Origin of the sequence: Pseudomonas sp. (assembly GCF_051660785.1) — a bacterium.
In the GTDB taxonomy this organism is placed as follows: domain Bacteria; phylum Pseudomonadota; class Gammaproteobacteria; order Pseudomonadales; family Pseudomonadaceae; genus Aquipseudomonas.
In genome coordinates, this window is the sequence record NZ_JBOFQE010000011.1 from 22,613 (window position 1) to 48,097 (window position 25,485).

18 protein-coding genes and 2 riboswitches are annotated in these 25,485 nt (G+C 61.1%); of the genes, 9 read left to right on the forward strand and 9 right to left on the reverse strand.

The genetic code is table 11. The features are described 5' to 3' along the window. Positions 1-55: 55 nt before the first annotated feature. Positions 56-922, reverse strand: coding sequence for a LysR family transcriptional regulator (locus ACRC4F_RS03270; RefSeq protein ID WP_438658063.1), 867 nt, complete (start codon positions 920-922; stop codon positions 56-58). A gap of 164 nt (positions 923-1,086) precedes the next feature. Between ACRC4F_RS03270 and ACRC4F_RS03275 the strand changes: the two genes are divergently transcribed. Both ACRC4F_RS03275 and ACRC4F_RS03280 read left to right on the forward strand, forming a co-directional pair. After that, on the forward strand, positions 1,087-2,625 hold the full coding sequence (locus ACRC4F_RS03275) for an MFS transporter (protein ID WP_438658064.1): 1,539 nt from the start codon (positions 1,087-1,089) through the stop codon (positions 2,623-2,625). A 63-nt stretch (positions 2,626-2,688) separates the two neighbouring features. Beyond that, positions 2,689-2,946, forward strand: a complete 258-nt coding sequence (locus tag ACRC4F_RS03280; protein ID WP_438658065.1) for a DUF2790 domain-containing protein — start codon at positions 2,689-2,691, stop codon at positions 2,944-2,946. Here ACRC4F_RS03280 and ACRC4F_RS03285 read toward each other — a convergent pair. After that, positions 2,943-3,347 (reverse strand): MerR family transcriptional regulator, encoded by a 405-nt coding sequence (locus tag ACRC4F_RS03285; protein ID WP_438658066.1) that lies wholly within the window; start codon positions 3,345-3,347, stop codon positions 2,943-2,945. The two genes, ACRC4F_RS03280 and ACRC4F_RS03285, sit on opposite strands and share 4 nt — an antisense overlap. 77 nt (positions 3,348-3,424) lie before the next feature. Here ACRC4F_RS03285 and ACRC4F_RS03290 point away from each other — a divergent pair, with 77 nt between their 5' ends. Both ACRC4F_RS03290 and poxB read left to right on the forward strand, forming a co-directional pair. Further along, positions 3,425-4,663, forward strand: a complete 1,239-nt coding sequence (locus tag ACRC4F_RS03290; protein ID WP_438658067.1) for an NADH:flavin oxidoreductase/NADH oxidase family protein — start codon at positions 3,425-3,427, stop codon at positions 4,661-4,663. A 59-nt stretch (positions 4,664-4,722) separates the two neighbouring features. Continuing rightward, entirely contained in the window at positions 4,723-6,447 is a 1,725-nt protein-coding gene (gene poxB / locus ACRC4F_RS03295; RefSeq protein ID WP_438658068.1) for a ubiquinone-dependent pyruvate dehydrogenase, read from the forward strand. 136 nt (positions 6,448-6,583) lie between these two features. On the opposite strand, the gene ACRC4F_RS03300 is transcribed toward poxB, so the two are convergent. The 4 genes from ACRC4F_RS03300 to cobW all read right to left on the reverse strand — a co-directional run bounded on the left by ACRC4F_RS03300 (position 6,584) and on the right by cobW (position 13,358). Continuing rightward, complete coding sequence (locus tag ACRC4F_RS03300) at positions 6,584-7,246, reverse strand: vWA domain-containing protein (RefSeq protein ID WP_438658079.1); 663 nt, start codon at positions 7,244-7,246, stop codon at positions 6,584-6,586. 2 nt (positions 7,247-7,248) lie between these two features. Then, the gene (locus ACRC4F_RS03305) at positions 7,249-8,247 is read right to left on the reverse strand and encodes an ATP-binding protein (RefSeq protein ID WP_438658069.1); all 999 of its coding nucleotides are present in this window, start codon (positions 8,245-8,247) and stop codon (positions 7,249-7,251) included. Positions 8,248-8,399: 152 nt separating this feature from the next. Further along, the gene (gene cobN / locus ACRC4F_RS03310) at positions 8,400-12,293 is read right to left on the reverse strand and encodes a cobaltochelatase subunit CobN (RefSeq protein ID WP_438658070.1); all 3,894 of its coding nucleotides are present in this window, start codon (positions 12,291-12,293) and stop codon (positions 8,400-8,402) included. Between the two features lie 3 nt (positions 12,294-12,296). Beyond that, a complete protein-coding gene (gene cobW, locus ACRC4F_RS03315) occupies positions 12,297-13,358 on the reverse strand; it encodes a cobalamin biosynthesis protein CobW (RefSeq protein WP_438658071.1) in 1,062 nt (353 codons plus the stop codon). Positions 13,359-13,456: 98 nt separating this feature from the next. After that, positions 13,457-13,671, reverse strand: a riboswitch (cobalamin riboswitch). A 266-nt stretch (positions 13,672-13,937) separates the two neighbouring features. After that, positions 13,938-14,165, forward strand: a riboswitch (cobalamin riboswitch). Positions 14,166-14,284: 119 nt separating this feature from the next. Between cobW and ACRC4F_RS03320 the strand changes: the two genes are divergently transcribed. The 4 genes from ACRC4F_RS03320 (at position 14,285) to cobM (ending at position 16,445) form a co-directional block, all read left to right on the forward strand. Beyond that, entirely contained in the window at positions 14,285-14,476 is a 192-nt protein-coding gene (locus ACRC4F_RS03320) for a CbtB domain-containing protein (RefSeq protein WP_438658072.1), read from the forward strand. A gap of 11 nt (positions 14,477-14,487) precedes the next feature. Then, on the forward strand, positions 14,488-15,192 hold the full coding sequence (locus tag ACRC4F_RS03325; protein WP_438658073.1) for a CbtA family protein: 705 nt from the start codon (positions 14,488-14,490) through the stop codon (positions 15,190-15,192). Beyond that, a complete protein-coding gene (locus ACRC4F_RS03330; RefSeq protein WP_438658074.1) occupies positions 15,189-15,602 on the forward strand; it encodes a cobalamin biosynthesis protein in 414 nt (137 codons plus the stop codon). Before ACRC4F_RS03325 ends, ACRC4F_RS03330 begins: the two co-directional genes overlap by 4 nt. A gap of 96 nt (positions 15,603-15,698) precedes the next feature. Continuing rightward, entirely contained in the window at positions 15,699-16,445 is a 747-nt protein-coding gene (cobM, locus tag ACRC4F_RS03335) for a precorrin-4 C(11)-methyltransferase (RefSeq protein ID WP_438658075.1), read from the forward strand. A gap of 171 nt (positions 16,446-16,616) precedes the next feature. Here the strand turns inward: cobM and nfuA are convergent, their stop codons facing one another. From nfuA to ACRC4F_RS03350, 3 genes are all read right to left on the reverse strand, one after another. Continuing rightward, positions 16,617-17,201 (reverse strand): Fe-S biogenesis protein NfuA, encoded by a 585-nt coding sequence (gene nfuA / locus ACRC4F_RS03340; protein ID WP_007898222.1) that lies wholly within the window; start codon positions 17,199-17,201, stop codon positions 16,617-16,619. Positions 17,202-17,258: 57 nt separating this feature from the next. Continuing rightward, the gene (locus ACRC4F_RS03345) at positions 17,259-18,293 is read right to left on the reverse strand and encodes an acyltransferase family protein (RefSeq protein ID WP_438658076.1); all 1,035 of its coding nucleotides are present in this window, start codon (positions 18,291-18,293) and stop codon (positions 17,259-17,261) included. Between the two features lie 185 nt (positions 18,294-18,478). Next, positions 18,479-20,776, reverse strand: coding sequence for a fatty acid cis/trans isomerase (locus ACRC4F_RS03350; protein ID WP_438658077.1), 2,298 nt, complete (start codon positions 20,774-20,776; stop codon positions 18,479-18,481). A gap of 155 nt (positions 20,777-20,931) precedes the next feature. On the opposite strand from ACRC4F_RS03350, the gene metH reads away from it, so the two are divergent. Further along, positions 20,932-24,642, forward strand: a complete 3,711-nt coding sequence (gene metH, locus ACRC4F_RS03355; RefSeq protein WP_438658078.1) for a methionine synthase — start codon at positions 20,932-20,934, stop codon at positions 24,640-24,642. Positions 24,643-25,485: the final 843 nt, after the last annotated feature.

The following is a 25,485-nucleotide window of genomic DNA, read 5'->3' on the forward strand; positions in this document are numbered from 1 at the left end:
CGCCAGTGTTCATAAGATCCCTGTGGGAGCGAGCCTGCTCGCGATGCTTTTGCCGTTAGCGATTTTTGACCTGCTCGATGTACCTGACCACCGCCGCCGACTTCTCGAACCGCCGGTGAATCAATGATAACCATGACGTCGCCTCGCAGCCCTTGATCGCCCGGTACACCACACCGGGCGAACCGACATGCCCGACCACCGACTCAGGCACGACTGCCACGCCCTGCCCCAACGACACCAGCGCAATCACCGCCACCAGGCCGCCCGGCTGCGCACCCAGTTTCGGTGCGAACCCGCCTTCGGCCGCGACTTGCAAGGTGCCGCTGATTTGTTCCGGCAGGATGAATGTCTCGTTCTGCAGATGCTCCGGACTGATGTCCGGCAAACGACACAGCCAGGACTCGGTGGACAACGCCAGCACAAAGCCTTCCGAGTCCAGGCGAATGGCCTCCAGGCCGTCAGGCAGGGTCATGGGTGAACGGACATAACCAATGTCGAATCGCCCCTCGACCACCATGGCGGGCAATGACGCCATGGGGCTTTCCCGAACATTCAGGCTGACGTCCGGACACTCGCGACTGAAGGCCTGCACCTGTTTTTGCAGCAACCCCGAGTACACCGCCGATGCCACGTAGCCGAGTTCGATATGACCGATATCGCCGCGTCCGGCCCGCTTGGCATTGTGCTGGGCGTATTCGAATTGCCGCACCGTCGCCTCGGCCTCGATCATTAACGCGGCACCGGCCTCGGTCAGGCTGACCTCACGGGTCTGGCGCACGAACAGTCGCGTGCCGAGTTCGTTCTCCATGTCCTGGATCTGCCGAGTCAGGGTCGGCGGTGCGATACCGAGCTGTTCGGCGGCGCGGGTGAAGTTGCCTTGCCGGGCAACGGCCAGAAAGTAGCGGAAATGCCGTATGTCCATGGGTGCATTAGCTCAAAGGTAATGAAATCCCGATACCAGGCTAATAAAGCCTGTAATCGATCGCGATAAGCTCATTGCCAATCACAGTAGAGAGCCAACGTCATGCACGTCAAACCCCTTTTCGCCGCGGCGGACAACGATCTTGCCCAAAAGGCAATCACGCCATGAGCCGGGTCAGTCCTCGTCTGACCCTGCTGACAGCCTCCGGCGTCTGCTCGCTGATCGTGCTCGACACCAACATCGTCGCCGTGACCCTGCCGACCATCGCCCGGGACCTGGGCGCGAACTTTGCCGACATTGAATGGGTGGTCAGTGCTTACATGCTGGCGTTCGCGGCCTTGTTGCTGCCCGCCGGCAGCATCGCCGATCGCTTTGGCCGGCAGAAAACCATGCTCTGTGGCCTGGGCATTTTCATCCTCGCCTCCATCGGTTGCGGCGCTGCGCCGACGGCGTTGTTCCTCGACATCGCGCGGGCGATCAAGGGCGTCGGCGCGGCGTTGTTGCTGACCTCGGCGCTGGCCGCCATCGGCCATACCTTTCACGATGAAGTCGAACGGGCCAAGGCCTGGGCGTTCTGGGGTGCGTGCATGGGCGTGGCGATGACCGCCGCACCGACGGTCGGCGGTCTGATTACCGAATATGTCGGCTGGCGCTGGATCTTCTATCTCAACCTGCCGGTGGGCGCGTTCTTGATGTTCATGGTCTGGCGCGCCGTGCCGGAATCCAGGAACACTCAGTCTGCGCGCCTTGATCCCTGGGGTAGCCTGGCATTCAGCGCGAGCTTGCTGTGCCTGATCTGGGGCTTGATCGAGGCCAACCGCATCGGCTGGAGCAATCCGCTCACCTACGCCCGGCTCATCGGTGGCGCCCTGCTGCTGGGATTGTTTGTGCTGATTGAGCGGCTGCAGCAACGGCCGATGGTCGACCTGCAATTGTTCCGGCATCCGCGTTTCATCGGCGCCCTGCTCGGCATGTTTGCCTACGCCGGTTGCGCCCAGGTGATGATGACGCTGCTGCCGTTCTACCTGCAAAACGGTCTGGGCTTCTCGGCCATCGCGTCGGGGCTGGGGATGTTGCCGTTTGCCGTGACCATGTTGATTTGCCCGCGCATCGGCGCTCGACTGGCCCATCGATTTGCCCCTGCAACGCTGATGGCGGCGGGTTTGACCCTGGTCGGCAGCGGCAATCTGCTCAGCGCCTGGGCGGTCAGCAGCGGCGGCTACCTGCCCTTCGCACTGGCCATCGCCGTGACGGGTGCCGGGGCCGGCCTGCTCAATGGCGACACGCAGAAAAACATCATGGCCTGCGTACCCCGCGAGCGTACCGGCATGGCCTCGGGCATGAGCACCACCATGCGTTTCAGCGCCATCGTACTGGCCATCGGCGTCTTCGGTGCATTGTTGTCCAGCCATACCGAATTACTGTTGCGCACCAGCCTGTCGGCGCAAGACGCGCAATGGCTCGGACAGGCCAAGGGCATTGCCTCGCGGGTGGTCGCCGGAGACATGTCGGCGGCGATGAGCCTGCTTCCGGAAACGGCGCGTACGTTGGTCGAACCGCTGGCGCGTCAGGCCTTCGTCGGCGGCTTCAGCCTGCTGCTTTTGGTTGCGGGTTTGCTGGCCTTGCTGGGAGCATTAGTGGTCGGCACGCTGATGCGCAATCCTATCCCCGCGCAAAAAAGTTTTGCCCTGGGCCTGGAATAAACCCCGACGGGGCTCGTCGTACTGCCACTGAAATCGTTCAGTAGCCACTACGAGAGCCCCATCATGAAACGCATTCTGTCCGCCCTGTTTTTCATCAGTCTGAGCGGTGTTGCAGCGGCCGCTTCCGTCGACAACTCCAGCACGCCGAAAGTCGAGAACTACAAGTATTCGACGCACCTCGATATCGCCAAAGTGCTCAACATGACCAGCAGCGATGGTTGCGGCCCCCTCCCTCGAGAGATGACCTACATTGATACCGCGGGCACCACCCATGTCCTGCGTTACCAGGCTTTTGGCGAAAACTGCCTCGGTCAAAATTAATGCTTGATCGACGCCAGCACCCGCTCGGCATTCTCACCGCAGGCCATCCCTTCGGGCCGTGCCTGGATGTTCTCGATCAAACCCAGCAACTGCGCCTTGTTCTGAGCCAGGTGCAGTTGCATCGCTTCGATCTGTTCGACTTTGCGCCCTAGGCTCGCCACCAGTTCATCGTGCTTGAACTCGCCTGTCACCGTGTCCGGCAACAACAGTTTCAATTCTTCAAGGCTGAACCCGGCCTGCTGGGCGCACTGGATGATCTTCAGGGTTTGCAGGACTTGCGGCGGGTAACGCCGATAGCCGTTGGCCAGGCGTTCCACTTGCCGGATCAGCCCCTGAGCCTCGTAAAACCGAATGCGCGACGCGTTCAACCCGCTCAACTGCGCCAATTCACCAATCTTCATCTGGGCCTCATTTGCCTGCTTGACATTAAAGTTAACTTTAAGCTTAGCCTCTGCTCATCACTGATGAGGAGTCAAGCATGTCGCCCTTCCAAACGCTGAAATTGCCCAACGGCCAGACACTCGGCAATCGCATCGCCAAAGCCGCGATGGAAGAGAACCTCGCGGACACCGGACAAGCGCCGTCCAGCGCGCTGTTTCAGCTGTATCAGGCCTGGGCCGAGGGCGAAACCGGCCTGTTGCTGACCGGCAACGTGATGATCGATCGCCGCGCCATGACCGGCCCTGCGGGCGTCGTGCTGGAGGACGAACGGCATCTTGAGCAGTTCCGTCAGTGGGCAACCATCGGCCGGTCCGGTGGCGCGCATTTCTGGATGCAGCTAAATCATCCCGGCCGCCAGACTATGGCCAACCTCGGCCAGCAAGCCTGGGCGCCCTCGGCCGTGGCGCTGGATCTGGGTACCTTTTCCAAGATGTTCGCTGAACCCAAACCGATGTCGGAAAGCGATATTGCCGAGGTTATCCAACGCTTCGCCACCAGCGCGGCCCTGGCGGAAAAGGCCGGTTTCACCGGTGTGCAGATTCATGCGGCGCACGGCTACCTGCTCAGCCAGTTTCTCTCGCCCTTGACCAATCGCCGCACGGACCGTTGGGGCGGTTCCCTGGAGAATCGCGCCCGTCTGCTGCTGGCCGTGGTCAGCGCCATCCGCCAAGCCGTGTCGCCACAGTTTTGTGTCGCGGTAAAACTCAACTCGGCGGACTTCCAGCGCGGCGGTTTCGACGCCGACGACGCCCGGCAGGTGATCCTTTGGCTCAACGACCAGAAAATCGATCTGCTGGAACTCTCCGGCGGCAGCTACGAAGCACCGGCCATGCAAGGCGAAGCCCGCGACGGCAGGACCCTGGCCCGGGAGGCGTACTTTCTGGAAATGGCCGGCGAACTGGCCAGCGTCGCGAGCATGCCGGTGATGGTGACCGGCGGCATCCGACGCCTGGCCATCGTCGAACAGGTGCTCGACAACGGCATCGCCATGGCCGGTATCGGCACGGCGCTGGCCATCGAACCGCTACTGGTCAAGCGCTGGCGCGAAGGCCAGAACAGCCACCCGCAATTGCCGCCGATCCGCTGGAAACGCAAACCTTTGGCCGCGCTGGCGAGCATGGCCGTGGTGAAATTCCAGCTGCATCGCCTGAGCCGTGGGCGCAAGACCCGGCCAAAGGTGTCGGCGCTATGGGCGTTGATTGTTGATCAGCTGTACATCGCCCGGCGCACACGGCAGTACCGGCAGGCGATGGCAAGTAATCGCACATCCGGGTGAGTCATGGTCGCCACAGCGTTGTCCTCTTCTAACCCTGAGGACAATTACTGGAGCACCCCATGGCGAAAATCACCCTTGCCCAGCAACTGGCAACCACCCTTGAACAGGCCGGCGTCAAACGCATTTGGGGCCTGACCGGCGACAGCCTCAACGGCCTGACCGAGGCCTTGCGCACCATGGACAGCATCGAGTGGATGCACGTGCGCCACGAGGAAGTCGCCGCATTCGCCGCCGGTGCCGACGCGGCGGTCACCGGGCAACTGGCGGTGTGCGCCGGCAGTTGCGGGCCGGGTAATCTGCACTTGATCAACGGGTTGTTCGATTGCCACAAAAACCATGTGCCGGTGTTGGCCATCGCTGCGCAGATTCCGTCTTCGGAAGTGGGCTTGAATTACTTTCAGGAAACCCACCCGCAGGAACTGTTCAAGGAGTGCAGTCACTTCGTCGAACTGGTGAGCAGCCCAGCGCAGATGCCCCAGGTGCTGCATCGAGCGATGCGCAGTGCCATCCTCAATCGCGGTGTCGCGGTGGTGGTGATTCCCGGCGACGTGGCGCTGCAAGAAGTCGAAGACAATCTCAAGCCCTGGCCGGCGCTTTCAAAACCCCGCACCCTGCCCGCGCCTCAAGACCTCGATCGGCTGGTCGAATTACTGAGCCAGAGCAAAGCCGTGACACTGATGTGTGGCGCCGGCTGCGCGGGCGCCCACGATCAGGTGGTGGCACTGGCCGACGCCCTCGGCGCGCCGGTGGTGCATGCGTTGCGCGGCAAGGAGCACGTGGAGTGGGACAATCCGTTCGACGTCGGCATGACCGGGCTGATCGGCTTCAGCTCCGGTTACCATGCGATGCTCAACTGCGACACGCTGGTGATGCTCGGCACTGACTTCCCCTATCGCCAGTTCTACCCCACCGACGCGACCATCATCCAGATCGACCACGACCCGCAAGCCCTCGGCCGGCGCACCGCGCTGGATCTGGGCATCGCCGCCGATGTCGGCGAAACCCTCGCTGCGTTGCTGCCGCGCCTGCCGTATCGGGGCGACCGCAGCTTTCTGGAGTCATCCCTCAAGCACTACCAAAAGGCGCGTCAGGGCCTGGATGACCTGGCTCAACCGTCGGCGCCGGGCCGGCCGATCCACCCGCAATACCTTACTCGCCTGCTCAGTGAACTGGCCGATGACGACGCGATCTTCACCGCCGATGTAGGCACGCCGACAGTGTGGGCTGCGCGCTATCTGAAAATGAACGGCCAGCGCCGGTTGCTCGGCTCGTTCAATCACGGCTCCATGGCGAACGCGATGCCCCAGGCCATTGGCGCGCAAGCGGCGTTTCCCGGGCGGCAGGTGATTTCGCTGTCCGGCGACGGTGGTTTCAGCATGCTGATGGGGGATTTCATCTCGCTGGCGCAACTGAAGCTGCCGGTGAAAATCATCGTCTACGACAATGCCTCGCTCGGCTTCGTGGCCATGGAAATGAAGTCCAGCGGCCTGCTGGATACCGGCACGGACCTGCACAATCCAGACTTCGCGGCGATGGCCAATGCCATGGGGATTCTGGGGATTCGTGTCGAGGAATCCGAGGCGCTGGAACCGGCCTTGCGCCGGGCGCTGGCCCATGACGGCCCGGTGCTGGTGGATGTGGTGACGGCGACTCAGGAACTGGCGATGCCGCCGACGATCAAGCTGGAACAGGCCAAAGGGTTCAGTTTGTACATGCTCAAAGCGGTGATGAGCGGGCGTGGGGATGAGGTGATCGAGTTGGCGCGCACGAATCTGTTTCGCTGACGCGCTGAAACTGTGTCGCCCCCATCGCTAGCAGGCTAGCTCCCACAGGGATCTTCGTCATAAGGAGATCCAATGTGGGAGCGAGCCTGCTCCGGGCGGCGTTCCGACGATGGGGCCTTTGCAGACAACCCAGTTGTCAGCCAGAAACCAGCTCGTCAATGTGCCGATAATCCGCTTGCAGCTCCGCCGCCATCTGTCTGGCCCGACCCAACCGAATCGGCCCGCGCTCGATATCAATCAATAACCCTGGGCAATCCAGCGCCGGTAATCCCGGCCATTCCTTCAATCGCCCATCGGTCAGCAGCAACAGCCTTTGCTGTTCCGCGGGAAAGCGTTTTTGCCGTGCCGCCAGCCAACGCCCCGCTTCGCCCAGCGCCGCCAAAAGCGGCGTACCGCCGCCCGCGCCCAGGCCATTGAGCCAGTCACGCAAACCCGCCGACGCTTTCAAGCCTTGCACCTGCCACTTCGGCGCCGGACCGCTGGCGGTCAGCAAAGCCAGACGCGCGCGTTGGCGATAGGCATCGTCGAACACTTGCGCGAGCAAGCCCTTGGCATCACTGAGCGCCTGATGTCGGCGGGTCGAAGCCGATGCGTCGACGATCACTAGCCACAGCTCATGGGCGGATCGGGTACGCAAATGAAACAGCACATCTTTGTGTTGACGAGGACGGCCATTGAGCAAGGTGCCGGGCCAATTGATCGAGCCGCTGCGCGCGGCGTGACGCTTGCCTTGTTTACCGTTATCCAGCTGTCCAGCGAGGGGTCTGGCATTCGCCCCCGCGTCAGATCGAGGGCGAATGCCTAAGGCTTTTTTGGCCAGCTCGGCACTTCACGTCGGGCACCGACCGGTAACGCCTGGGCCGGCATTTCACCCCACTGCCCCTGGCCTTCACTTGGGCTGGAAGGCTGCGCCGAAGGTGATTGATTGTGTTGCGGCGCCGGTGGCGATTGCTCGCGACGACGATGACGCAGGGCGAACTCGGCGACCGCGTCGATATCTTCCTCGGCAATGGTGCTCGCCCCTCGCCATGCGGCGTGGGCACGGGCCGCACGCAACCAGACCAGATCGGCGCGCAAGCCATCGACACCGGCGGCAAAACAACGCTCGGTAATCCGCGCCAGTGCGTCATCATCCAGGGGAATGCTCGCCAACAGGCTGCGCGCCTTCTGGCAGCGTTCACGCAGCGACTGCTGCTGACCTTCCCATTCTGCGCAAAAGCGCTGGGGATCGCTGTCGAAATCCAGGCGCCGGCGGATGATCTGGCCACGTTCGGCCGGTACGGTATGGCCGCTGAGGGCGACGTTCAGGCCAAAACGGTCGAGCAGTTGCGGCCGCAGCTCACCCTCTTCCGGGTTCATGGTGCCGATCAATACAAACTTCGCCGAATGCCGATGGGAAATGCCGTCGCGCTCGATCAGGTTGGTGCCGCTGGCGGCCACGTCGAGCAACAGGTCGACGAGGTGATCGGGCAGCAGATTGACTTCATCGACGTACAGCACGCCGCCGTCGGCCTTGGCCAATACACCGGGGGAAAACTGTGCGCGGCCTTCGCTCAGGGCGGCATCGAGGTCGAGGGTGCCGACCAGCCGTTCTTCGGTGGCGCCGAGGGGCAGCGTGACGAATTGGCCGCTGGCGAGTAGATCCGCGAGACCACGGGCCAAGGTGGATTTGGCCATGCCGCGCGGGCCTTCGATCAATACGCCGCCGATTTTCGGGTCGATGGCGGTCAGGTAGAGGGCGAGCTTCAGATCGTCAGCGCCGACCACGGCGGAGAGCGGGAAATGCGGGGTGTCGGTCATTTTTACATCTCGGTCATGGTCGGTGAAATCAAAAACACCTCGATCCCTGTGGGAGCGAGCCTGCTCGCGATAGCGGCATTTCAAACAACATCTTTGTCAGCTGAACGAATGCTATCGCGAGCAGGCTCACTCCTACAGGGGTTTGCGGCGCATCAGCTGTCTTCTTCTATATCCAGCAACAGGTTTTCCAGCGCCTCGCGATACGCGCCCGGTTCCTGCCACATTCCGCGCTGCTGCGCCTCAAGCATCCGCTCGGTCATGTCGCGTAGTGCATGGGGATTATGCTCACGCACAAAGTCCCGGGTCGCCGGATCGAGCAAATACGCATCCGCCAGCAACGCATATTGATGATCGTCGATCAGCTGCGTCGTGGCGTCGAAGGCGAACAGATTATCCACCGTCGCTGCCAGTTCGAACGCACCTTTATAGCCGTGACGCTTCACGCCGTCGATCCACTTCGGATTGGCCGCGCGCGAGCGGATCACCCGGTTCAGCTCCTCCTTCAAGGTGCGGATCTTCGGCAAGTCCGGCTGACTGTGATCGCCATGGTAACTGGCCGCCGCTTCACCGCTGAGGCTTTCAACGGCGGCGAGCATGCCGCCCTGGAATTGGTAATAGTCGTTGGAATCGAGCAAGTCATGCTCGCGGTTGTCCTGGTTTTGCAGCACCGCCTGAACCTGGCTCAAACGCTGTGCGAATTGTTCGCGGGCGACGGTGCCTTCATCAGACCCGCCGTAAGCGTAGCCGCCCCAGTTCAGGTAAACCTCGGCCAGATCTTCGCGGCTTTGCCACAGGCGACCGTCGATGGCGCCCTGCACGCCGGCGCCATAAGCACCGGGTTTGGCACCGAAAATTCGCCAACCGGCCTGACGCCTGGCTGCTTCTTCATCCAGGCCCGATTGCATCAACGCTTCACGTTCGGCACGCACCTTGGCGGCCAGCGGGTTGAGGTCATCCGGCTCGTCGAGTGCGGCGACGGCTTGCACGGCGGCGTCGAACAGGCGGATCAGGTTGGCGAAGGCATCTCGGAAGAATCCTGACACGCGCAAGGTCACGTCGACTCGCGGACGGTCGAGCAAGCTCAGTGGCAGGATTTCAAAGTCGTCGACCCGTTGGCTGCCGGTGGCCCAGACCGGACGCACGCCCATCAGCGCCATGGCTTGGGCGATGTCGTCGCCGCCGGTGCGCATGGTCGCGGTGCCCCAGACGGACAGGCCGAGCTGACGCAGGTGATCGCCGTGGTCCTGCAAATGCCGCTCGAGAATCAGGTTCGCCGACTGGAAACCGATGCGCCACGCCGTGGTGGTCGGCAAGTTGCGCACATCTACCGAGTAGAAATTACGCCCGGTCGGCAGCACGTCCAGACGACCGCGACTCGGTGCGCCGCTGGGGCCGGCGGGGACAAAACGGCCGCTCAGGGCGTCGAGCAGGCCGCGCATTTCTGCGGGGCCACAGGCGTCCAGGCGCGGGGCGACCACTTCGCGCAGGCTGTCGAGGATGGCGTTAACCTCAGACCAGCGTGCCTCCTGTGAGAGCGAGCTTTTGTGGTGAGGGGATTTATCCCCGTTGGGTCGCGAAGCGGCCCCAAAAAATGGGACTGCTGTGCAGTCCAACGGGGATAAATCCCCTCGCCACAAAATCTCGCTCCCACAGAGCTCGGGGTTGGCATTCAACGTCCGCGAGATCAGTTGGGCGGCGAACAATTCCAGCCGTTCGCGTGTGTCACCGGCAGTGCGCCAGACTTCATCGCTGATCGACAACAACGCCTCAGGACGCGGTCCGACCCACGGTTCGGCCAACGCGCAATCCAGCGGATCAAACCCCAGCTCGAACGCCTTGGCCAATGCGCGCAACAGACTTGACTGCGCCCCACGACCATCGCCACGGGGAATGCGCAACAGTGCGAGCAAGGTATCAATGCGCAAGCGCCCGGTCGGCGACTCGCCAAAAATGTGCAGGCCATCGCGAATCTGCGACTCTTTCAAGTCGCAAAGATACGTGTCCAGTCGAGGCAACCAGATCGCCGCATCGGCGTCGCTGTTGAGCTTTTCGTCCAGTTGCAGTTCACGGTCGATGTGCGTGTCGCGCACCAGTTGCAGGATGTCGCGCTGCAACTCCCGGGCGCGGCGCGGATCGAGCAATTGCGCTTCGTAATACTCGTCGGCCAGCAGTTCGAGGTTGCGCAAAGGGCCGTAGGTTTCGGCGCGGGTCAGCGGCGGCATCAGGTGATCGATGATCACCGCCTGGGTGCGGCGCTTGGCCTGGGCGCCCTCGCCCGGGTCGTTGACGATAAACGGATAGATATTCGGCAGCGGCCCGAGCAGCGCGTCCGGCCAGCAGTTTTCGGAGAGCCCGACGCCTTTACCCGGCAACCATTCAAGGTTGCCGTGCTTGCCGACGTGAATCACGCCGTGAGCGCCATAGGTGTTGCGCAGCCAGAAGTAGAACGCCAAGTAGCCGTGGGGCGGCACCAGGTCCGGGTCGTGATACACCGCGCTCGGGTCCACCTGATAACCCCGCGCCGGTTGAATGCCGACGAAGGTCAGGCCAAAGCGCAGCCCGGCGATCATCATGCGTCCGTCACGGTACATCGGATCGCTGTCGGGCGTGCCCCAGCGCTCCAGCACGGCTTGCTGATTGGCTTCAGGCAACGCGTCGAACATCTGCTGATAGTCGTCGAGCGCCAGGCTTTGCTGACAAGGACGCTGGTCGATCGTGTCGAGGTCGTTACTGACGCCACCGAGCAATTGTTGAATCAACGCCGTGCCGCTTTCCGGTAATTCGGCGGGCAACGGATAACCTTCGGTGAGTAGCGCACGCAGGATGTTCAGCGCGGCGGCCGGGGTGTCGAGCCCCACGCCATTGCCTATGCGCCCGTCACGGGTCGGGTAGTTAGCGAGAATCAGCGCGATGCGTTTTTCACTGTTCGGCACACGCGCCAGATCTATCCAGCGCCGCGCCAGTTCGGCAACAAAATCCATGCGTTCCGGCTGCGCCCGATAGCACACCACGTCCGACTGACTGCGCTCGCTGCGCCACGCCAGGTCCTTGAAACTGATTGGCCGGCTGATGATTCGCCCGTCCAGCTCCGGCAAGGCAATGTGCATCGCCAGATCACGCGGGCCGAGGCCTTGCTCGCTGGCGAGCCAGCCCGGCTCGTTGTCCTGGGCGCAGATGGCCTGGATCACCGGAATGTTGCGGCGAAACGGTCTCAAATGCGGCGCTTCGGGGCTGGACTGGGCGAAGCCGGTGGTGTTGAGAATCGCCCCCGCCTCGACTTCGTCCAACAGGTCCTCGACCACCGTCAGGCAGCCGGGCTCTTTCAAACTGGCCAGCGCAATCGGCAAAGGGTTCAACCCCGCTGCTTGCAAGCGCTGGCAGAAAACATCGATGAACGCAGTGTTCGCCGCCTGCAGATGCGAGCGGTAAAACAGCACCGCCGCCACCGGTTGACCGGCCTGCCAGTCGGCCTGCCAATCGTGAAGGTCAGCGGGGCTTTTGTGCGGGTGGTAAATCGCCGTACGCGGCAGGGTTTGCGGCTCGGCCCAGGCGTAATCGCGATCCAGCCAGCGGTTGGCCAGGCAGCGGAAAAAATCCAGGGCATTGGCCATGCCGCCCTGACGCAAAAACTGCCAGAGCCGGTCGCGCTCATTGGCGGTCACGGTGCTCAGGTCGCTGAGTTCCGGGTCCGGACGATCATCGCCGGGCACCAGAATCAGTTGCACGCCGCGCTGGGACAGCTCCACCAGACGCTCGACACCGTAACGCCAATAGGCAATGCCGCCGTGCAGTGAAATCAGGATCACCTTGGCGTGGCGCAGCACTTCGTCGACATACAGATCGACCGACGCATGATTCTGCACCTGCATCGGGTTGGCCAGGCGCACGCTGGGGTAATCGTCGGGCAGTTGCTGCGCCGCTTCGGCGAGCAGCGCGAGGCTGGAATCGCCGCTGCACAGGATCACCAGCTCGGCGGGGGTTTGTCCAAGGTCGGCGATGTTGTCATCCGAGACGAAACCGCCAGGCTGGGTCCTGAGCAGGTGCATGGCTTAAACGCTGAGCGCGGCGCGCAATTGCGCTTCGAGCAGAGCGGCGTCCAGTTCCTGGCCGATCAATACCAGACGCGTGGTGCGCGCTTCATCGGCGCCCCACTGACGGTCGAAATGCTTGTCGAAACGCGTGCCCACGCCCTGGATCAGCAGGCGCATCGGCTTGTTCGGAATCGCGGCGAAACCTTTGACGCGCAGAATGCCGTGCTGGACCACCAGTTGGGTCAGCGCGTCCAGCAGCAGGCTTTCGTCGGCTTGTGGCAGTTCGATGGAGATGGAATCGAAGGCGTCGTGATCGTGATCGTCTTCACCTTCGTGGTGGTGATCGTGATGGCTGTGACGGCTGTCGATGTGTTCTTCGGAACCGGCACCGAGGCCGATCAGCACGTCCAGTGGCACGCGGCCGCTGCTAGCTTCGATGACTTTGACCGCTGGCGGCAGCTCTTCAGCGACTTCCAGGCGTACGCGGGCCAGGTCTTCAGGGCTGATCAGGTCGGCCTTGTTGAGGATCACCAGGTCGGCGCTGGCCAGTTGGTCGGCGAACAGTTCGTGCAGTGGCGATTCGTGGTCCAGGTTCGGGTCGAGTTTGCGCTGGGCGTCGACCTGGTCCGGGAACGCGGCGAAGGTGCCGGCGGCAACGGCCGGGCTGTCGACCACAGTGATGACCGCGTCAACAGTGCAGGCGCTGCGGATTTCCGGCCACTGGAAGGCTTGAACCAACGGTTTTGGCAGGGCCAGGCCCGAGGTTTCGATCAGGATGTGGTCGAGGTCGCCGCGACGGGCGACGAGTTCGCGCATCACCGGGAAGAATTCTTCCTGAACGGTGCAGCACAGGCAGCCGTTGGCCAATTCGTAGACGCGGCCGTTGGCTTCTTCTTCAGTGCAACCGATGGAGCATTGCTTGAGGATTTCACCGTCGATGCCCAGTTCGCCAAACTCGTTGACGATCACCGCGATGCGACGGCCCTGCGCGTTGTCGAGCATGTGCCGCAGCAAGGTGGTTTTGCCCGAGCCGAGGAAGCCGGTAACGATGGTGACGGGGAGTTTGGCCAGTGTTTTCATCGGATGCCCTTTGGCAAGGTGGCGGGCATACGGGACGACAATCGCAGCGACGGGCGCGCGCGGAAGAGTTCGCCACCGGATCACCCCGCCCGGTTGTAGTGAGAATCTGTGTCGAGGCAGGTCTCCTGGCTGACGGTTTGCCGGGCTTGTTGGCCTGGCATTCGCTGCGCCTTCCCGCGAACCCGTTGGACAGGGTTTGCAGTGGCGTGGCAGCGAACATCACCGTTCACAGTTGCGGGGGCAGCCGCGGCATCGACCGCGTTCCCTTCTTAGCTTCGGCAAACGCCGAAGAACCTCGAAAGCGCAAGGCTACGCATCGTCTTGGGGCGGGTCAATGTCCTTGGGCTGATTGCGGCCCCTGTGGGGGGCTTACCTGTGGCGAGGGGATTTATCCCCGTTGGGCTGCGAAGCGGCCCCTGCATTTTTCTAGCGACTCCAAGTTGTCAGAAATTACGACGGCTTCGCCGCCGAACGGGGATAAATCCCCTCGCCACAAATAAATCCCCTCGCCACATGAGTTCACCTCACCTCATAGTTGAGAACCCATGCCAATTGACGCCAAACCCTCGCCCATGCTCTCCTACACGCCTTGTTACGGGTGCCCTTCACAGGGTGAAACGGGAAACCGGTGAATCATGTGCTTTACTCAAAGCCATGTCAGTCCGGTGCTGCCCCCGCAACGGTAAGCGAGCGAAGCGTCAGATCCACTGTGCCAGCAGTTCGGCATGGGAAGGTGATGCTTGCAGGTTCAGGCGCAAGCCTTGGCCCCTCGTGAGCCCGGAGACCGGCCCGCAACGCACAGTGACCATTACGATCACTGAATAACAAACCCGCGGTGGGCGGGCGCTGTTGTACCTCTGCGTGCCCGACTCGCAGGGGTCTTCCATGCGCTCTATTCACCCGCTGACAGACCAGAGGGAAGCGCCATGTCGATCATCAGCAGCACCGGCCACAGCACCGCCAGCACCACCACGACCCTGACCCAACGCCTGACCGCTGCCGTTTGCGCATCGATCCTTGGCGCGTGCCTGGTGTATTTCGCCGGTTTCTCGCACATCGAAGCCGTGCACAACGCCGCGCACGACACCCGTCACAGCTCCGCTTTTCCGTGCCATTGAGACCTGCCGACATGATCAAGCGTATTGCGCAAACCGCAGGTTTCACCGGGCTGCTGGCCGCCCTGTTGCTGACTCTGCTGCAAAGCTTCTGGGTCGCCCCGCTGATTCTGCAGGCCGAAACCTACGAAAAATCCGAACCGGCCGCTGTTGAAGTTCACGAACACGCCGCCGGTGTCGCTGCTCACACTCACGATGCCGAAGCCTGGGAACCGGAAGACGGCTGGCAGCGCGTGTTGTCGACCACGGGCGGCAATCTGGTAGTGGCCGTCGGCTTCGCTTTGATGCTGGCCGGTCTCTACACCTTGCGAGCACCGACCAAAACTTCGCAGGGTCTGCTTTGGGGCCTGGCCGGTTACGCAACCTTCGTGCTGGCGCCGACCCTTGGCTTGCCGCCTGAGTTGCCAGGCACCGCCGCGGCTGATCTGGCTCAACGGCAACTCTGGTGGATCGGCACCGCCGCTTCCACCGCTGTCGGCATCGCGCTGATCGTGTTCAGCCGTCACTGGTTGATGAAGGTATTGGGCGTGGCGATCCTCGCCGTTCCGCACGTGATCGGCGCGCCGCAACCGGAAGTGCACTCGATGCTGGCTCCAGAAGCCCTGGAAGCGCAGTTCAAAATCGCTTCGCAGCTGACCAACGTCGCGTTCTGGCTGGCCCTGGGCCTGATCAGCGCGTGGTTGTTCCGTCGCAAGAGCGATGGCCAATACCACGCATGACTGATACCGGCACAGCGCCGACTTTAGTGGTCGGCCTGGGCTGCCAGCGCGGCTGCCCCGTCAGCACGCTGCGAGCGCTGATCGACCAGGCATTGCAGGCTCATCAAATCGGACTTCACCAGATCAAGGCCCTGGCCAGCATCGACCTGAAGCGTAATGAGCCTGGCCTGGTCGAACTCGCCGAACAACTCGCGTTACCGCTGATGTATTTCAGCAGCGAGCAATTGCAAGGTTACAAACCGCAACTCAGCCATCATTCGGACATCGCGTTCGAACGCACCGGCTGTTACGGCGTCGCCGAAAGTGCCGCCCTGGCCCTCGCCGAACAACTGGCCCAGGCCCCGGCAAAATTGCTGATCTCGCGACAAAAGTATGCCCAGGCCACCTTGGCATTGGCCTGCGTGGCATAAGATCCTCGATAATCCCCGCCTTCGATCATGAGCAATCTTCATCTGAAGCCTTGCCCACGCCCTTTTTCTGACAGATTTTTTTCAAAGGAACGGACGATGACCGTCTACTTCATTGGCGCAGGTCCCGGCGACCCGGAACTGATCACCGTCAAAGGCCAACGACTGATTCGCAGTTGCCCGGTTATCATCTATGCCGGCTCTTTAGTGCCCGCCGCCGTACTGGAAGGCCATCGTGCCGAACAGGTGGTCAACAGCGCCGAGTTGCATCTGGAACAGATCATTGAACTGATCAAGACTGCCCATGCCAACGGCCAGGACGTGGCACGGGTGCATTCGGGCGATCCGAGTCTTTACGGGGCGATTGGCGAGCAGATTCGTTATCTGCGCGAACTCGGGATTGCGTTTGAAATCATTCCCGGGGTCACGGCAACTGCCGCGTGTGCAGCGCTTTTGGGAGCTGAGCTGACGCTGCCCGACGTCTCACAGAGTGTGATTCTGACTCGTTATGCCGACAAAACCGTGATGCCGGCCGGTGAAGAACTGGGAAGCCTGGCGCAGCATGGGGCGACCATGGCGATTCATCTGGGGGTCAATCATCTGGAAAAAATCCTTGCCGAGTTGCTGCCGCATTACGGCGCGGATTGCCCGATCGCGGTGATTCACCGAGCGACCTGGCCGGATCAGGATTGGGTGGTGGGGACGATTGCGGACATTGCCGGGAAGGTGGCGGCGAAGGGGTTTCGACGGACGGCGTTGATTTTGGTGGGTCGGGTGTTGGGCAGCGATCAGTTCAGCGAGTCGTCGCTGTATCGCGCGGGGCATGCGCATCTATACCGACCCTAAAGCACCTGTGGCGAGGGAGCTTGCTCCCGCTGGACCGCGAAGCGGTCCCAACATCAGCCAACGCATTCATCACGGAAAATGCATTGGCTGTATTGCGATTGCTTCGCAATCGAGCGGGAGCAAGCTCCCTCGCCACAGTGCCGTTTTTTCATTACGCAGCGAACACCTTACTCAGTAGTAGGCGTTTTCTTTCTGCGTGTGGTCAGTCACATCGCGAACACCCTTGAGCTCGGGAATGCGCTCAAGCAAGGTGCGCTCGATGCCTTCGCGAAGGGTGACGTCTGCCTGGCCGCAGCCCTGGCAACCGCCGCCGAACTTCAGTACGGCGATGCCGTCCTCGACCACATCGATCAGGCTGACCTGACCGCCGTGGCTGGCGAGCCCCGGGTTGATCTCGGTTTGCAGGTAATAGTTGATGCGCTCGTTGACCGGGCTGTCGGCGTTGACCATCGGGACTTTGGCGTTTGGCGCCTTGATCGTCAGCTGGCCGCCCATGCGGTCGGTGGCGTAGTCGACTACCGCGTCGTCCAGGAAGGCTTCGCTGAACGAATCGATGTAAGCGGTGAAGCTTTTCAGCCCCAACGCGGTGTCTTCAGGTTTCTCTTCGCCCGGCTTGCAGTAAGCAATGCAGGTTTCGGCGTACTGGGTGCCAGGCTGGGTGATAAAGACGCGGATGCCGATACCCGGGGTATTCTGCTTGGAGAGCAGATCTGCCAGATAATCGTGGGCGGCGTCGGTGATGGTAATAGCGGTCATGGAAACTCCTCGCAGGCTTGGGCGCAGTTTACGCCAATCATCGCGCCGCACAAAGTCCTAGTATTTTTGTCGGGAAAGAGCCGTCACCGGTTGAGCATCCGTTTCGCCGTCAATCCTGGCTTTAAGCCACAGATAGCTGCGTTTTTCTACCCATTCGTAACTTGCCCAGGACGCCAGACCGATAGTCGCTGCACAAACCGCGAACATCACGTAGGGATTCAGACCATAGCGCTGTGCGACAAATCCACCGGCAGACAAGACCAGCACGTGCATCAGGTACACCGAGTAGGAACAATCGCCAAGCACTTTGAACAGCCGGGTGTTTTCGAAAAAGCGTTCCAGCGCCATGCACGCCATCACCAGTACCGCGCTGGGCACGCCCCAGGCCAGGAAACGTGGTTGCGGCGCCAGGTTATAAATGGCCAGCAACGCACCGCCAATCCCCAGCAAAGGCAGCCAGAAACCGGGCTTGATCCAACCGCGCCGGTAGACCATGCCGATGGCAATCCCTAGCAGAAACTCATAAACAATGTCCGAACGGTAAAACTCGCTGATCCAGCCATAACCGGTCCACGCCTGGCACACCGCAAACAGCAGCGCCGCTACGATCAGCAGCCGAACCTGCAAGCGGAACAACAATGCCCAGGCAAACAGCACATAAAAGAGCATTTCGTAGTTCAGCGTCCAGCCGACATTAAGCGTCGGATAAATCCCGTAGCCGCCGGGATTTTCCGTGGGAATAAACAACAGCGACAGCAGGAAATGCGACCAGTCGACGGTCTGGTCCGGCAACACAGGCTTTGCGAACACGACCACCAGTGCCATCAATACCGTGTAGAGCCAGTACGCTGGAACGATTCGAAACAGGCGGTACAACAGAAACCGCATCGGCGGCAGCGATTTTCCTTCAGTGGACAGGAAGATCACCAGACCGCTGATGACGAAGAAAATGTCGACGCCCACCGCGCCCTTGTCGATGAACATCTGCCCCACCGGGCCACGGGCCTTGAAGTCGAAGAAAATCTGCATGAAGTGGTGGCAGACCACCGTCCAGGCCGCGATGGCGCGCAGTGCCTGTACTGAAATCAACATGGGCGGCCCTCCGATCGCTAATCTCCAAATCACCACACATCCCCTGTGGGAGCGAGCCTGCTCGCGATGGCTGCGTGTCAGTCGACATTGATTTGCCTGAAACACCGCTATCGCGAGCAGGCTCGCTCCCACAGGGGATTGGCAGTGCCTATGAAATCCGACACCTGCCCACCCTTAAAGGTCGATCAAAGATTCTCGTACCGGTTCATGTCCAGCACGCCCTCTTCCACCGGCTCGGTTTCGTGGAGGTAGCGACTCAGGTCGTGGAAGTAAAACCAGAACTGCGGATGGCTGCGGCGAATGCCCCAACGATCGACGATTTTCTCGAAACGGTGCGCGTCCTTGGCATTTTCCATCGCATCGACGAACGCCGGCACCTGGTCGGCGGGAATGTTGAACATGAAATTCGGATAGCTGCTGAGCACACCCGGGAAAATGGTCAACGTATCGAGTCCCGGCTGATAGCGCAGCGATTCACCGAGCAGGAACGCCACATTGCTATGCGCGCGGTTGCGCAACAGGCTGTAGACCTCGCGCTTGCCGCCAGCGGTTTCGATGCGCAGCATGGTCGCTTCCGGCAATTGATCGATGACCTTCAAACCCGCCGCCGGGCGTGAAGTCAGACGACTGAGCGCCTGCTCGGCACTCTGCAAGTCCGGGTCGATATTCGGCCGCGAGCAATAAGCACCTTCGCAACGATTGATCGGATCGGGCCTGGCATTGAGCTCGCCGTAACGGGCCAGCAACTGCATGGCGAAGTCGCGCTTCGGGTCTTTCTCGTCGAGTTTCAGCGCCGTCGGCTTGTCGTTGTCGATGGCCTCGTAATCCAGCCACATCTTGAATTGGCCGCCGCTCTGATACCAATCGTCGAGGTAATCGTCTCGGGAATCGGCCGGCATCAGGCGCAGGAAATTTTGCTCGGCACCGTTGCGGATCAGGTCGAAGTACAGCCGCGTCTGCGCTTGGTGAGACACGTTGCCGAACACGTCGAAGTTGACCGCCAACTGATAATACGTGCGCTCCAGCAGTGGAAAGTCGAACAGCCACAGGGTTTGCGGCACGTCGCCGATCAGGCCCTTGTTCACCGAAGCACTGTCGAAATGCCGAAAGATGCTCAGCAGCGCGTTGTCATTGCCCGCCCACAGGGTCGACCAACTCGGCGCAGGTAGATCGGCGTAGTTGTCCCGGCGCAGCGCTTCGTACTCATTGCGCTTGTTTCGGTAGTCATGCCACAGGCTCAGCACGCTGCCGACGTCGTCATTCTGCCCCGGCATGGCCAACAACGGCGTGGCCTGGCCGCGATAGTTCGGGTCGGTGATATAGAGGTCGTGTTCCGGCGCCTGGAACAGCGCCCAGAAGTTATCGCGGATCACATCGGTGGCGATCTGACCGCGGCAGACCGGGCCGCGAATGAAGGTGCGCACGAAGTATTCGGCGTTATCAAGCATGAACTGATAACGCGCCTGCGCCGGGATCGCTTCGAACGTGGTGAACGGATTGGCCCGTCGTTCCGGCCCGTACCCCGGCAAGGCGTCGACCTGCCAGTTGCCGTTATAAAAGAGGCTTTTGATGCGTGCCATTTTCGCCGCGCTCAGCGGATAGGTGATGTGGGTCTTGTGCACGATCACGCCTTGCACCGGCCACAAACGGTAATACACCTGAGTGCCTGGATCGTCGTTCGGACGTCGGGTATTGATCAGGTCGATAGGCTGCCCGGTCGGGGTCCGCGAGCGCACCCACTGGAAGAAATGCCCCGGTTCGCCGTCCTTGAAATAGATATGGGCGAGGAACCAATGCTCGAACAACCAGCGGCCCACCAGACTTTGCCGTGCGCCCGGGGCGTTGAGCAGATTTTCCCACTGCACCACCTGCAAGGTTTCCTTGGCGCTCGGGACCAGGCCTTGCTCATCGATGGGTGCACCCGAGGCCAGCCAGCGTTGCAGCGTCTGGTATTGCTGGTCGGTCAGGCCGGTGACCGCCAGCGGCATGCCTTCTTTCGGGTGGGTACTGGCGTAGCCGCCGAACTCTGCCGGCATGGCGCACATGTTTTCCCGGTTCAGGCCCAGAACAATGTCTTCCGGCAGTTTGGCGTTGGGCGTCAGCGGCGTTTTGTGGCCCAGCTCCAGCATTCGCGCCATCAGCGCGGCCTGGCTGCCTTGGGCGTCGAGCACCGAGTAGAAGCCCTTCTGCTGCCAGGCGCGTTTGCCGAAGGCGTCATAAAACAGCCGGGTCGGCGCAGCGGCCTGACTGCGTTCGCCGTCGTAGACCGGAGTTTTGGTCGCACCACGCGCTACGCCTTCGCCGCTGCCCAGATTGAGCTGACAGGCAGAGTCGTAGCAGGCATGGCAAGCCACGCACTTTTCAGTGAAGATCGGCTGAATGTCCCGGCTGTAGGAAATGGCAGGGGCAACGGCCGCGTCTTGCGCAACGACATCCCAGCTTAAAAGCAGCATAAAAATGCTGGTGATGACGCGATACGACATGTCCCTGGTCCTGATCCTGAAAAAACGCCGCGATTCTACCGGTCCGGCACTGGCATCAACATGAGCGATATTCATGCAAAACCGGGACATGCTCTAAAACAGCACAGGTTTGCTATCATCCCGGCCCTTCGTCATGGTCTTTTCGAGTAGTCCCAATGTCCGATCGCAGTGTTCGCCTTCAAGCTCTCAAGCACGCCCTCAAAGAGCGCATTCTGATTCTCGATGGCGGCATGGGCACGATGATCCAGAGCTACAAGCTCGAAGAGCAGGATTATCGTGGCAAACGCTTTGCTGACTGGCCAAGCGACGTCAAAGGCAACAACGATCTGTTGGTGCTGACGCGCCCGGACGTGATCGGTGGCATCGAGAAAGCCTACCTGGATGCCGGCGCCGACATTCTGGAAACCAACACCTTCAACGCCACCCGGATTTCCATGGCCGATTACGGCATGGAAGAACTCGCCTACGAACTGAACGTAGAAGGTGCCCGCCTGGCGCGCAAGGTCGCCGATGCGAAAACCCTCGAGAACCCGGACAAACCACGCTTTGTCGCCGGCGTGCTCGGCCCGACCAGCCGCACCTGCTCGCTGTCACCGGACGTGAACAACCCCGGCTACCGCAACGTGACGTTCGATGAGCTGGTGGAGAACTACACCGAGGCGACCAAAGGCCTGATCGAAGGCGGTGCCGACCTGATTCTGATCGAAACCATTTTCGACACCTTGAACGCCAAAGCCGCGATCTTCGCCGTGCAAGGGGTTTACGAAGTACTGGGCGTCGAATTGCCGATCATGATTTCCGGCACCATCACCGACGCCTCCGGCCGTACTCTTTCCGGCCAGACCACCGAAGCGTTCTGGAACTCGGTGGCCCACGCCAAGCCGATTTCCGTCGGCCTGAACTGCGCCCTCGGTGCCAGCGAGTTGCGTCCGTACCTGGAAGAGCTGTCAAACAAGGCCGGCACCCACGTCTCGGCGCACCCGAACGCCGGCCTGCCGAACGAATTCGGCGAGTACGACGAACTGCCGTCGGAAACCGCCAAAGTCATCGAAGAATTCGCCCAAAGCGGCTTTCTCAACATCGTCGGTGGCTGCTGCGGCACCACACCGGGCCACATCGAAGCCATCGCCAAAGCCGTGGCCGGTTATGCGCCGCGCGAGATTCCGGACATTCCCAAGGCTTGCCGCCTCTCCGGTCTGGAGCCATTCACCATCGACCGCAGCTCGCTGTTCGTCAACGTCGGCGAGCGCACCAACATCACCGGTTCCGCCAAGTTCGCCCGCCTGATTCGTGAAGACAATTACACCGAAGCCCTGGAAGTCGCTTTGCAACAGGTCGAAGCCGGCGCCCAGGTGATCGACATCAACATGGACGAAGGGATGCTCGATTCGAAGAAGGCGATGGTGACCTTCCTCAATCTGATTGCCGGTGAACCGGACATCTCCCGCGTGCCGATCATGATCGACTCCTCCAAGTGGGAAGTGATCGAAGCCGGCCTGAAATGCATTCAGGGCAAGGGCATCGTCAACTCGATCAGCATGAAAGAAGGCGTCGAGCAGTTCATTCACCACGCCAAACTGTGCAAGCGCTACGGCGCTGCAGTCGTGGTAATGGCGTTCGACGAAGCCGGCCAAGCCGACACCGAAGCGCGCAAGAAAGAGATCTGCAAACGCTCCTACGACATTCTGGTCAACGAAGTCGGCTTCCCGCCGGAAGACATCATCTTCGACCCGAACATTTTTGCCGTGGCCACCGGCATCGAAGAACACAACAACTACGCCGTAGACTTCATCAACGCCTGCGCCTACATCCGTGACGAACTGCCGTACGCGCTGACCTCGGGCGGCGTGTCCAACGTGTCGTTCTCGTTCCGTGGTAACAACCCGGTGCGTGAGGCGATTCACTCGGTGTTCCTGCTCTATGCGATCCGCAACGGACTGACCATGGGTATCGTCAACGCCGGTCAGCTGGAGATCTACGACCAGATCCCGGCCGAACTGCGTGACGCTGTGGAAGACGTGGTGCTCAACCGCACCCCGGAAGGCACCGACGCCCTCCTCGCCATTGCCGACAAGTACAAGGGCGACGGCAGCGTCAAGGAAGCCGAGACCGAAGAATGGCGCGGCTGGCCGGTCAACAAGCGTCTGGAACATGCGCTGGTCAAGGGCATCACCACGCACATTGTCGAAGACACCGAAGAATCCCGTCAGTCGTTCGCCCGGCCGATCGAAGTCATCGAAGGCCCACTGATGTCCGGCATGAACATCGTTGGCGACCTGTTCGGCGCCGGCAAAATGTTCCTGCCGCAGGTGGTGAAATCCGCCCGCGTGATGAAGCAGGCCGTGGCCCACTTGATCCCGTTCATCGAGCTGGAAAAAGGCGACAAGCCCGAAGCCAAGGGCAAGATCCTGATGGCCACGGTGAAAGGCGACGTGCACGACATCGGCAAGAACATCGTCGGCGTGGTGCTGGGTTGCAACGGCTATGACATCGTCGACCTCGGCGTGATGGTGCCGGCGGAGAAGATCCTGCAGGTGGCCAAGGAGCAGAAGTGCGACATCATTGGCCTGTCCGGCCTGATCACGCCTTCGCTGGATGAAATGGTCCACGTGGCCCGCGAGATGCAGCGTCAGGATTTCCATTTGCCGTTGATGATCGGTGGCGCGACCACCTCCAAGGCACACACGGCGGTGAAGATCGAGCCGAAGTACAGCAACGATGCGGTGATCTACGTCACCGACGCCTCCCGCGCCGTGGGCGTGGCGACGCAGTTGCTGTCCAAGGAATTGAAACCGGCGTTCGTCGAGAAGACCCGCCTGGAGTACATCGACGTTCGCGAGCGCACCGCCAACCGCAGCGCCCGCACCGAACGCCTGAGCTACCCGGCCGCCATCGCGAAGAAGCCGCAGTTCGACTGGAGCAGCTACGCGCCGGTCAAACCGACCTTCACCGGTTCCCGTGTGCTGGACAACATCGACTTGAAAGTCCTGGCCGAGTACATCGACTGGACGCCGTTCTTTATTTCCTGGGACCTGGCTGGCAAGTTCCCGCGCATCCTCACCGATGAAGTGGTCGGTGAAGCCGCCACCGCGCTGTACGCCGATGCCCAGGAAATGCTCGCCAAGCTGATCGACGAGAAACTCATCAGCGCGCGTGCGGTGTTCGGTTTCTGGCCAGCCAATCAGGTGCGTGAGGATGACATCGAAGTCTACGGCGATGACGGTAAGCCGATTGCCAAGCTGCATCACTTGCGCCAGCAGATCATCAAGACCGACGGCAAGCCGAACTTCTCCTTGGCCGACTTCGTTGCGCCGAAGGACAGCGAAATCACCGACTACGTGGGTGGCTTTATCACCACCGCCGGTATCGGTGCCGAAGAAGTGGCCAAGGCTTATCAAGACGCTGGCGATGATTACAACTCGATCATGGTCAAGGCCCTGGCCGACCGCCTGGCCGAGGCGTGTGCCGAATGGTTGCACCAACAGGTCCGCAAGGAACACTGGGGTTATGCCAAGGACGAGACCCTCGACAACGAGGCGCTGATCAAAGAGCAATACACCGGAATCCGTCCGGCGCCTGGCTACCCGGCCTGCCCGGATCACACCGAGAAAAGCACCCTGTTTGCCTTGCTCGACCCTGAAGCCAGCGAGATGCAGGCCGGCCGCAGCGGCGTGTTCCTCACCGAGCATTACGCGATGTTCCCGGCTGCAGCGGTCAGTGGCTGGTACTTCGCCCACCCGCAAGCGCAATACTTTGCGGTAGGCAAGATCGACAAGGACCAGGTGCAGAGCTACACGTCGCGCAAGGGCCAGGAGTTAAGCGTGACCGAACGCTGGCTGGCGCCAAACCTCGGGTACGACAACTAACCCAGACTCCTTGCCACAGTACTTGTGGCCAACAGAGATCCCCTGTGGGAGTGAGCCTGCTCGCGATGGCGGTGTGACAGTCAACGAAGATGTTGAATGTTATGGCGCCATCGCTAGCAGGCTAGCTCCCACAGGTGTTTTGGGGCGTTCACCAATACCGCATTCAACCCGATCAAGTGTGGGAGTGAGCCTGCTCGCGATGGCGGTGTGACAGTCAACCAAGATGTTGAATGTTATGGCGCCATCGCTAGCAGGCTAGCTCCCACAGGTGTTTTGGGGCGTTCACCAATACCGCATTCAACCCGATCAAGTGTGGAAGTGAGCCTGCTCGCGATGGCGGTGTGACAGTCAACGAAGTTGTTGATGTTATGGCGCCATCGCGAGCAGGCTAGCTCCCACAGGTGTTTTGGGGCGTTCACCAATACCGCATTCAACCCATCAAATGTGGGAGTGAGCCTGCTCGCGATGGCGGTGTGACAGTCAACCAAGATGTTGAATGTTATGGCGCCATCGCTAGCAGGCTAGCTCCCACAGGTGTTTTGGGGCGTTCACCAATACCGCATTCAACCCAATCAAAAGTGGGAGTGAGCCTGCTCGCGATGGCGGTGTGACAGTCAACGAAGATGTTGAATGTTATGGCGCCATCGCTAGCAGGCTAGCTCCCACAGGTGTTTTGGGGCGTTCACCAATACCGCATTCAACCCAATCAAATGTGGGAGTGAGCCTGCTCGCGATGGCGGTGTGACAGTCAACCAAGATGTTGAATGTTATGGCGCCATCGCTAGCAGGCTAGCTCCCACAGGTGTTTTGGGGCGTTCACCAATACCGCATTCAACCCAATCA

Excerpts from the sequence above, each read along its gene's own strand:
- ACRC4F_RS03270 (WP_438658063.1), bottom strand. The coding sequence starts at position 922 with ATGGACATACGGCATTTCCGCTACTTTCTGGCCGTTGCCCGGCAAGGC.
- ACRC4F_RS03275 (WP_438658064.1), top strand. The coding sequence starts at position 1,087 with ATGAGCCGGGTCAGTCCTCGTCTGACCCTGCTGACAGCCTCCGGCGTC.
- ACRC4F_RS03280 (WP_438658065.1), top strand. The coding sequence starts at position 2,689 with ATGAAACGCATTCTGTCCGCCCTGTTTTTCATCAGTCTGAGCGGTGTT.
- ACRC4F_RS03285 (WP_438658066.1), bottom strand. The coding sequence starts at position 3,347 with ATGAAGATTGGTGAATTGGCGCAGTTGAGCGGGTTGAACGCGTCGCGC.
- ACRC4F_RS03290 (WP_438658067.1), top strand. The coding sequence starts at position 3,425 with ATGTCGCCCTTCCAAACGCTGAAATTGCCCAACGGCCAGACACTCGGC.
- poxB (WP_438658068.1), top strand. The coding sequence starts at position 4,723 with ATGGCGAAAATCACCCTTGCCCAGCAACTGGCAACCACCCTTGAACAG.
- ACRC4F_RS03305 (WP_438658069.1), bottom strand. The coding sequence starts at position 8,247 with ATGACCGACACCCCGCATTTCCCGCTCTCCGCCGTGGTCGGCGCTGAC.
- cobN (WP_438658070.1), bottom strand. The coding sequence starts at position 12,293 with ATGCACCTGCTCAGGACCCAGCCTGGCGGTTTCGTCTCGGATGACAAC.
- cobW (WP_438658071.1), bottom strand. The coding sequence starts at position 13,358 with ATGAAAACACTGGCCAAACTCCCCGTCACCATCGTTACCGGCTTCCTC.
- ACRC4F_RS03320 (WP_438658072.1), top strand. The coding sequence starts at position 14,285 with ATGTCGATCATCAGCAGCACCGGCCACAGCACCGCCAGCACCACCACG.
- ACRC4F_RS03325 (WP_438658073.1), top strand. The coding sequence starts at position 14,488 with ATGATCAAGCGTATTGCGCAAACCGCAGGTTTCACCGGGCTGCTGGCC.
- ACRC4F_RS03330 (WP_438658074.1), top strand. The coding sequence starts at position 15,189 with ATGACTGATACCGGCACAGCGCCGACTTTAGTGGTCGGCCTGGGCTGC.
- cobM (WP_438658075.1), top strand. The coding sequence starts at position 15,699 with ATGACCGTCTACTTCATTGGCGCAGGTCCCGGCGACCCGGAACTGATC.
- nfuA (WP_007898222.1), bottom strand. The coding sequence starts at position 17,201 with ATGACCGCTATTACCATCACCGACGCCGCCCACGATTATCTGGCAGAT.
- ACRC4F_RS03345 (WP_438658076.1), bottom strand. The coding sequence starts at position 18,293 with ATGTTGATTTCAGTACAGGCACTGCGCGCCATCGCGGCCTGGACGGTG.
- ACRC4F_RS03350 (WP_438658077.1), bottom strand. The coding sequence starts at position 20,776 with ATGTCGTATCGCGTCATCACCAGCATTTTTATGCTGCTTTTAAGCTGG.
- metH (WP_438658078.1), top strand. The coding sequence starts at position 20,932 with ATGTCCGATCGCAGTGTTCGCCTTCAAGCTCTCAAGCACGCCCTCAAA.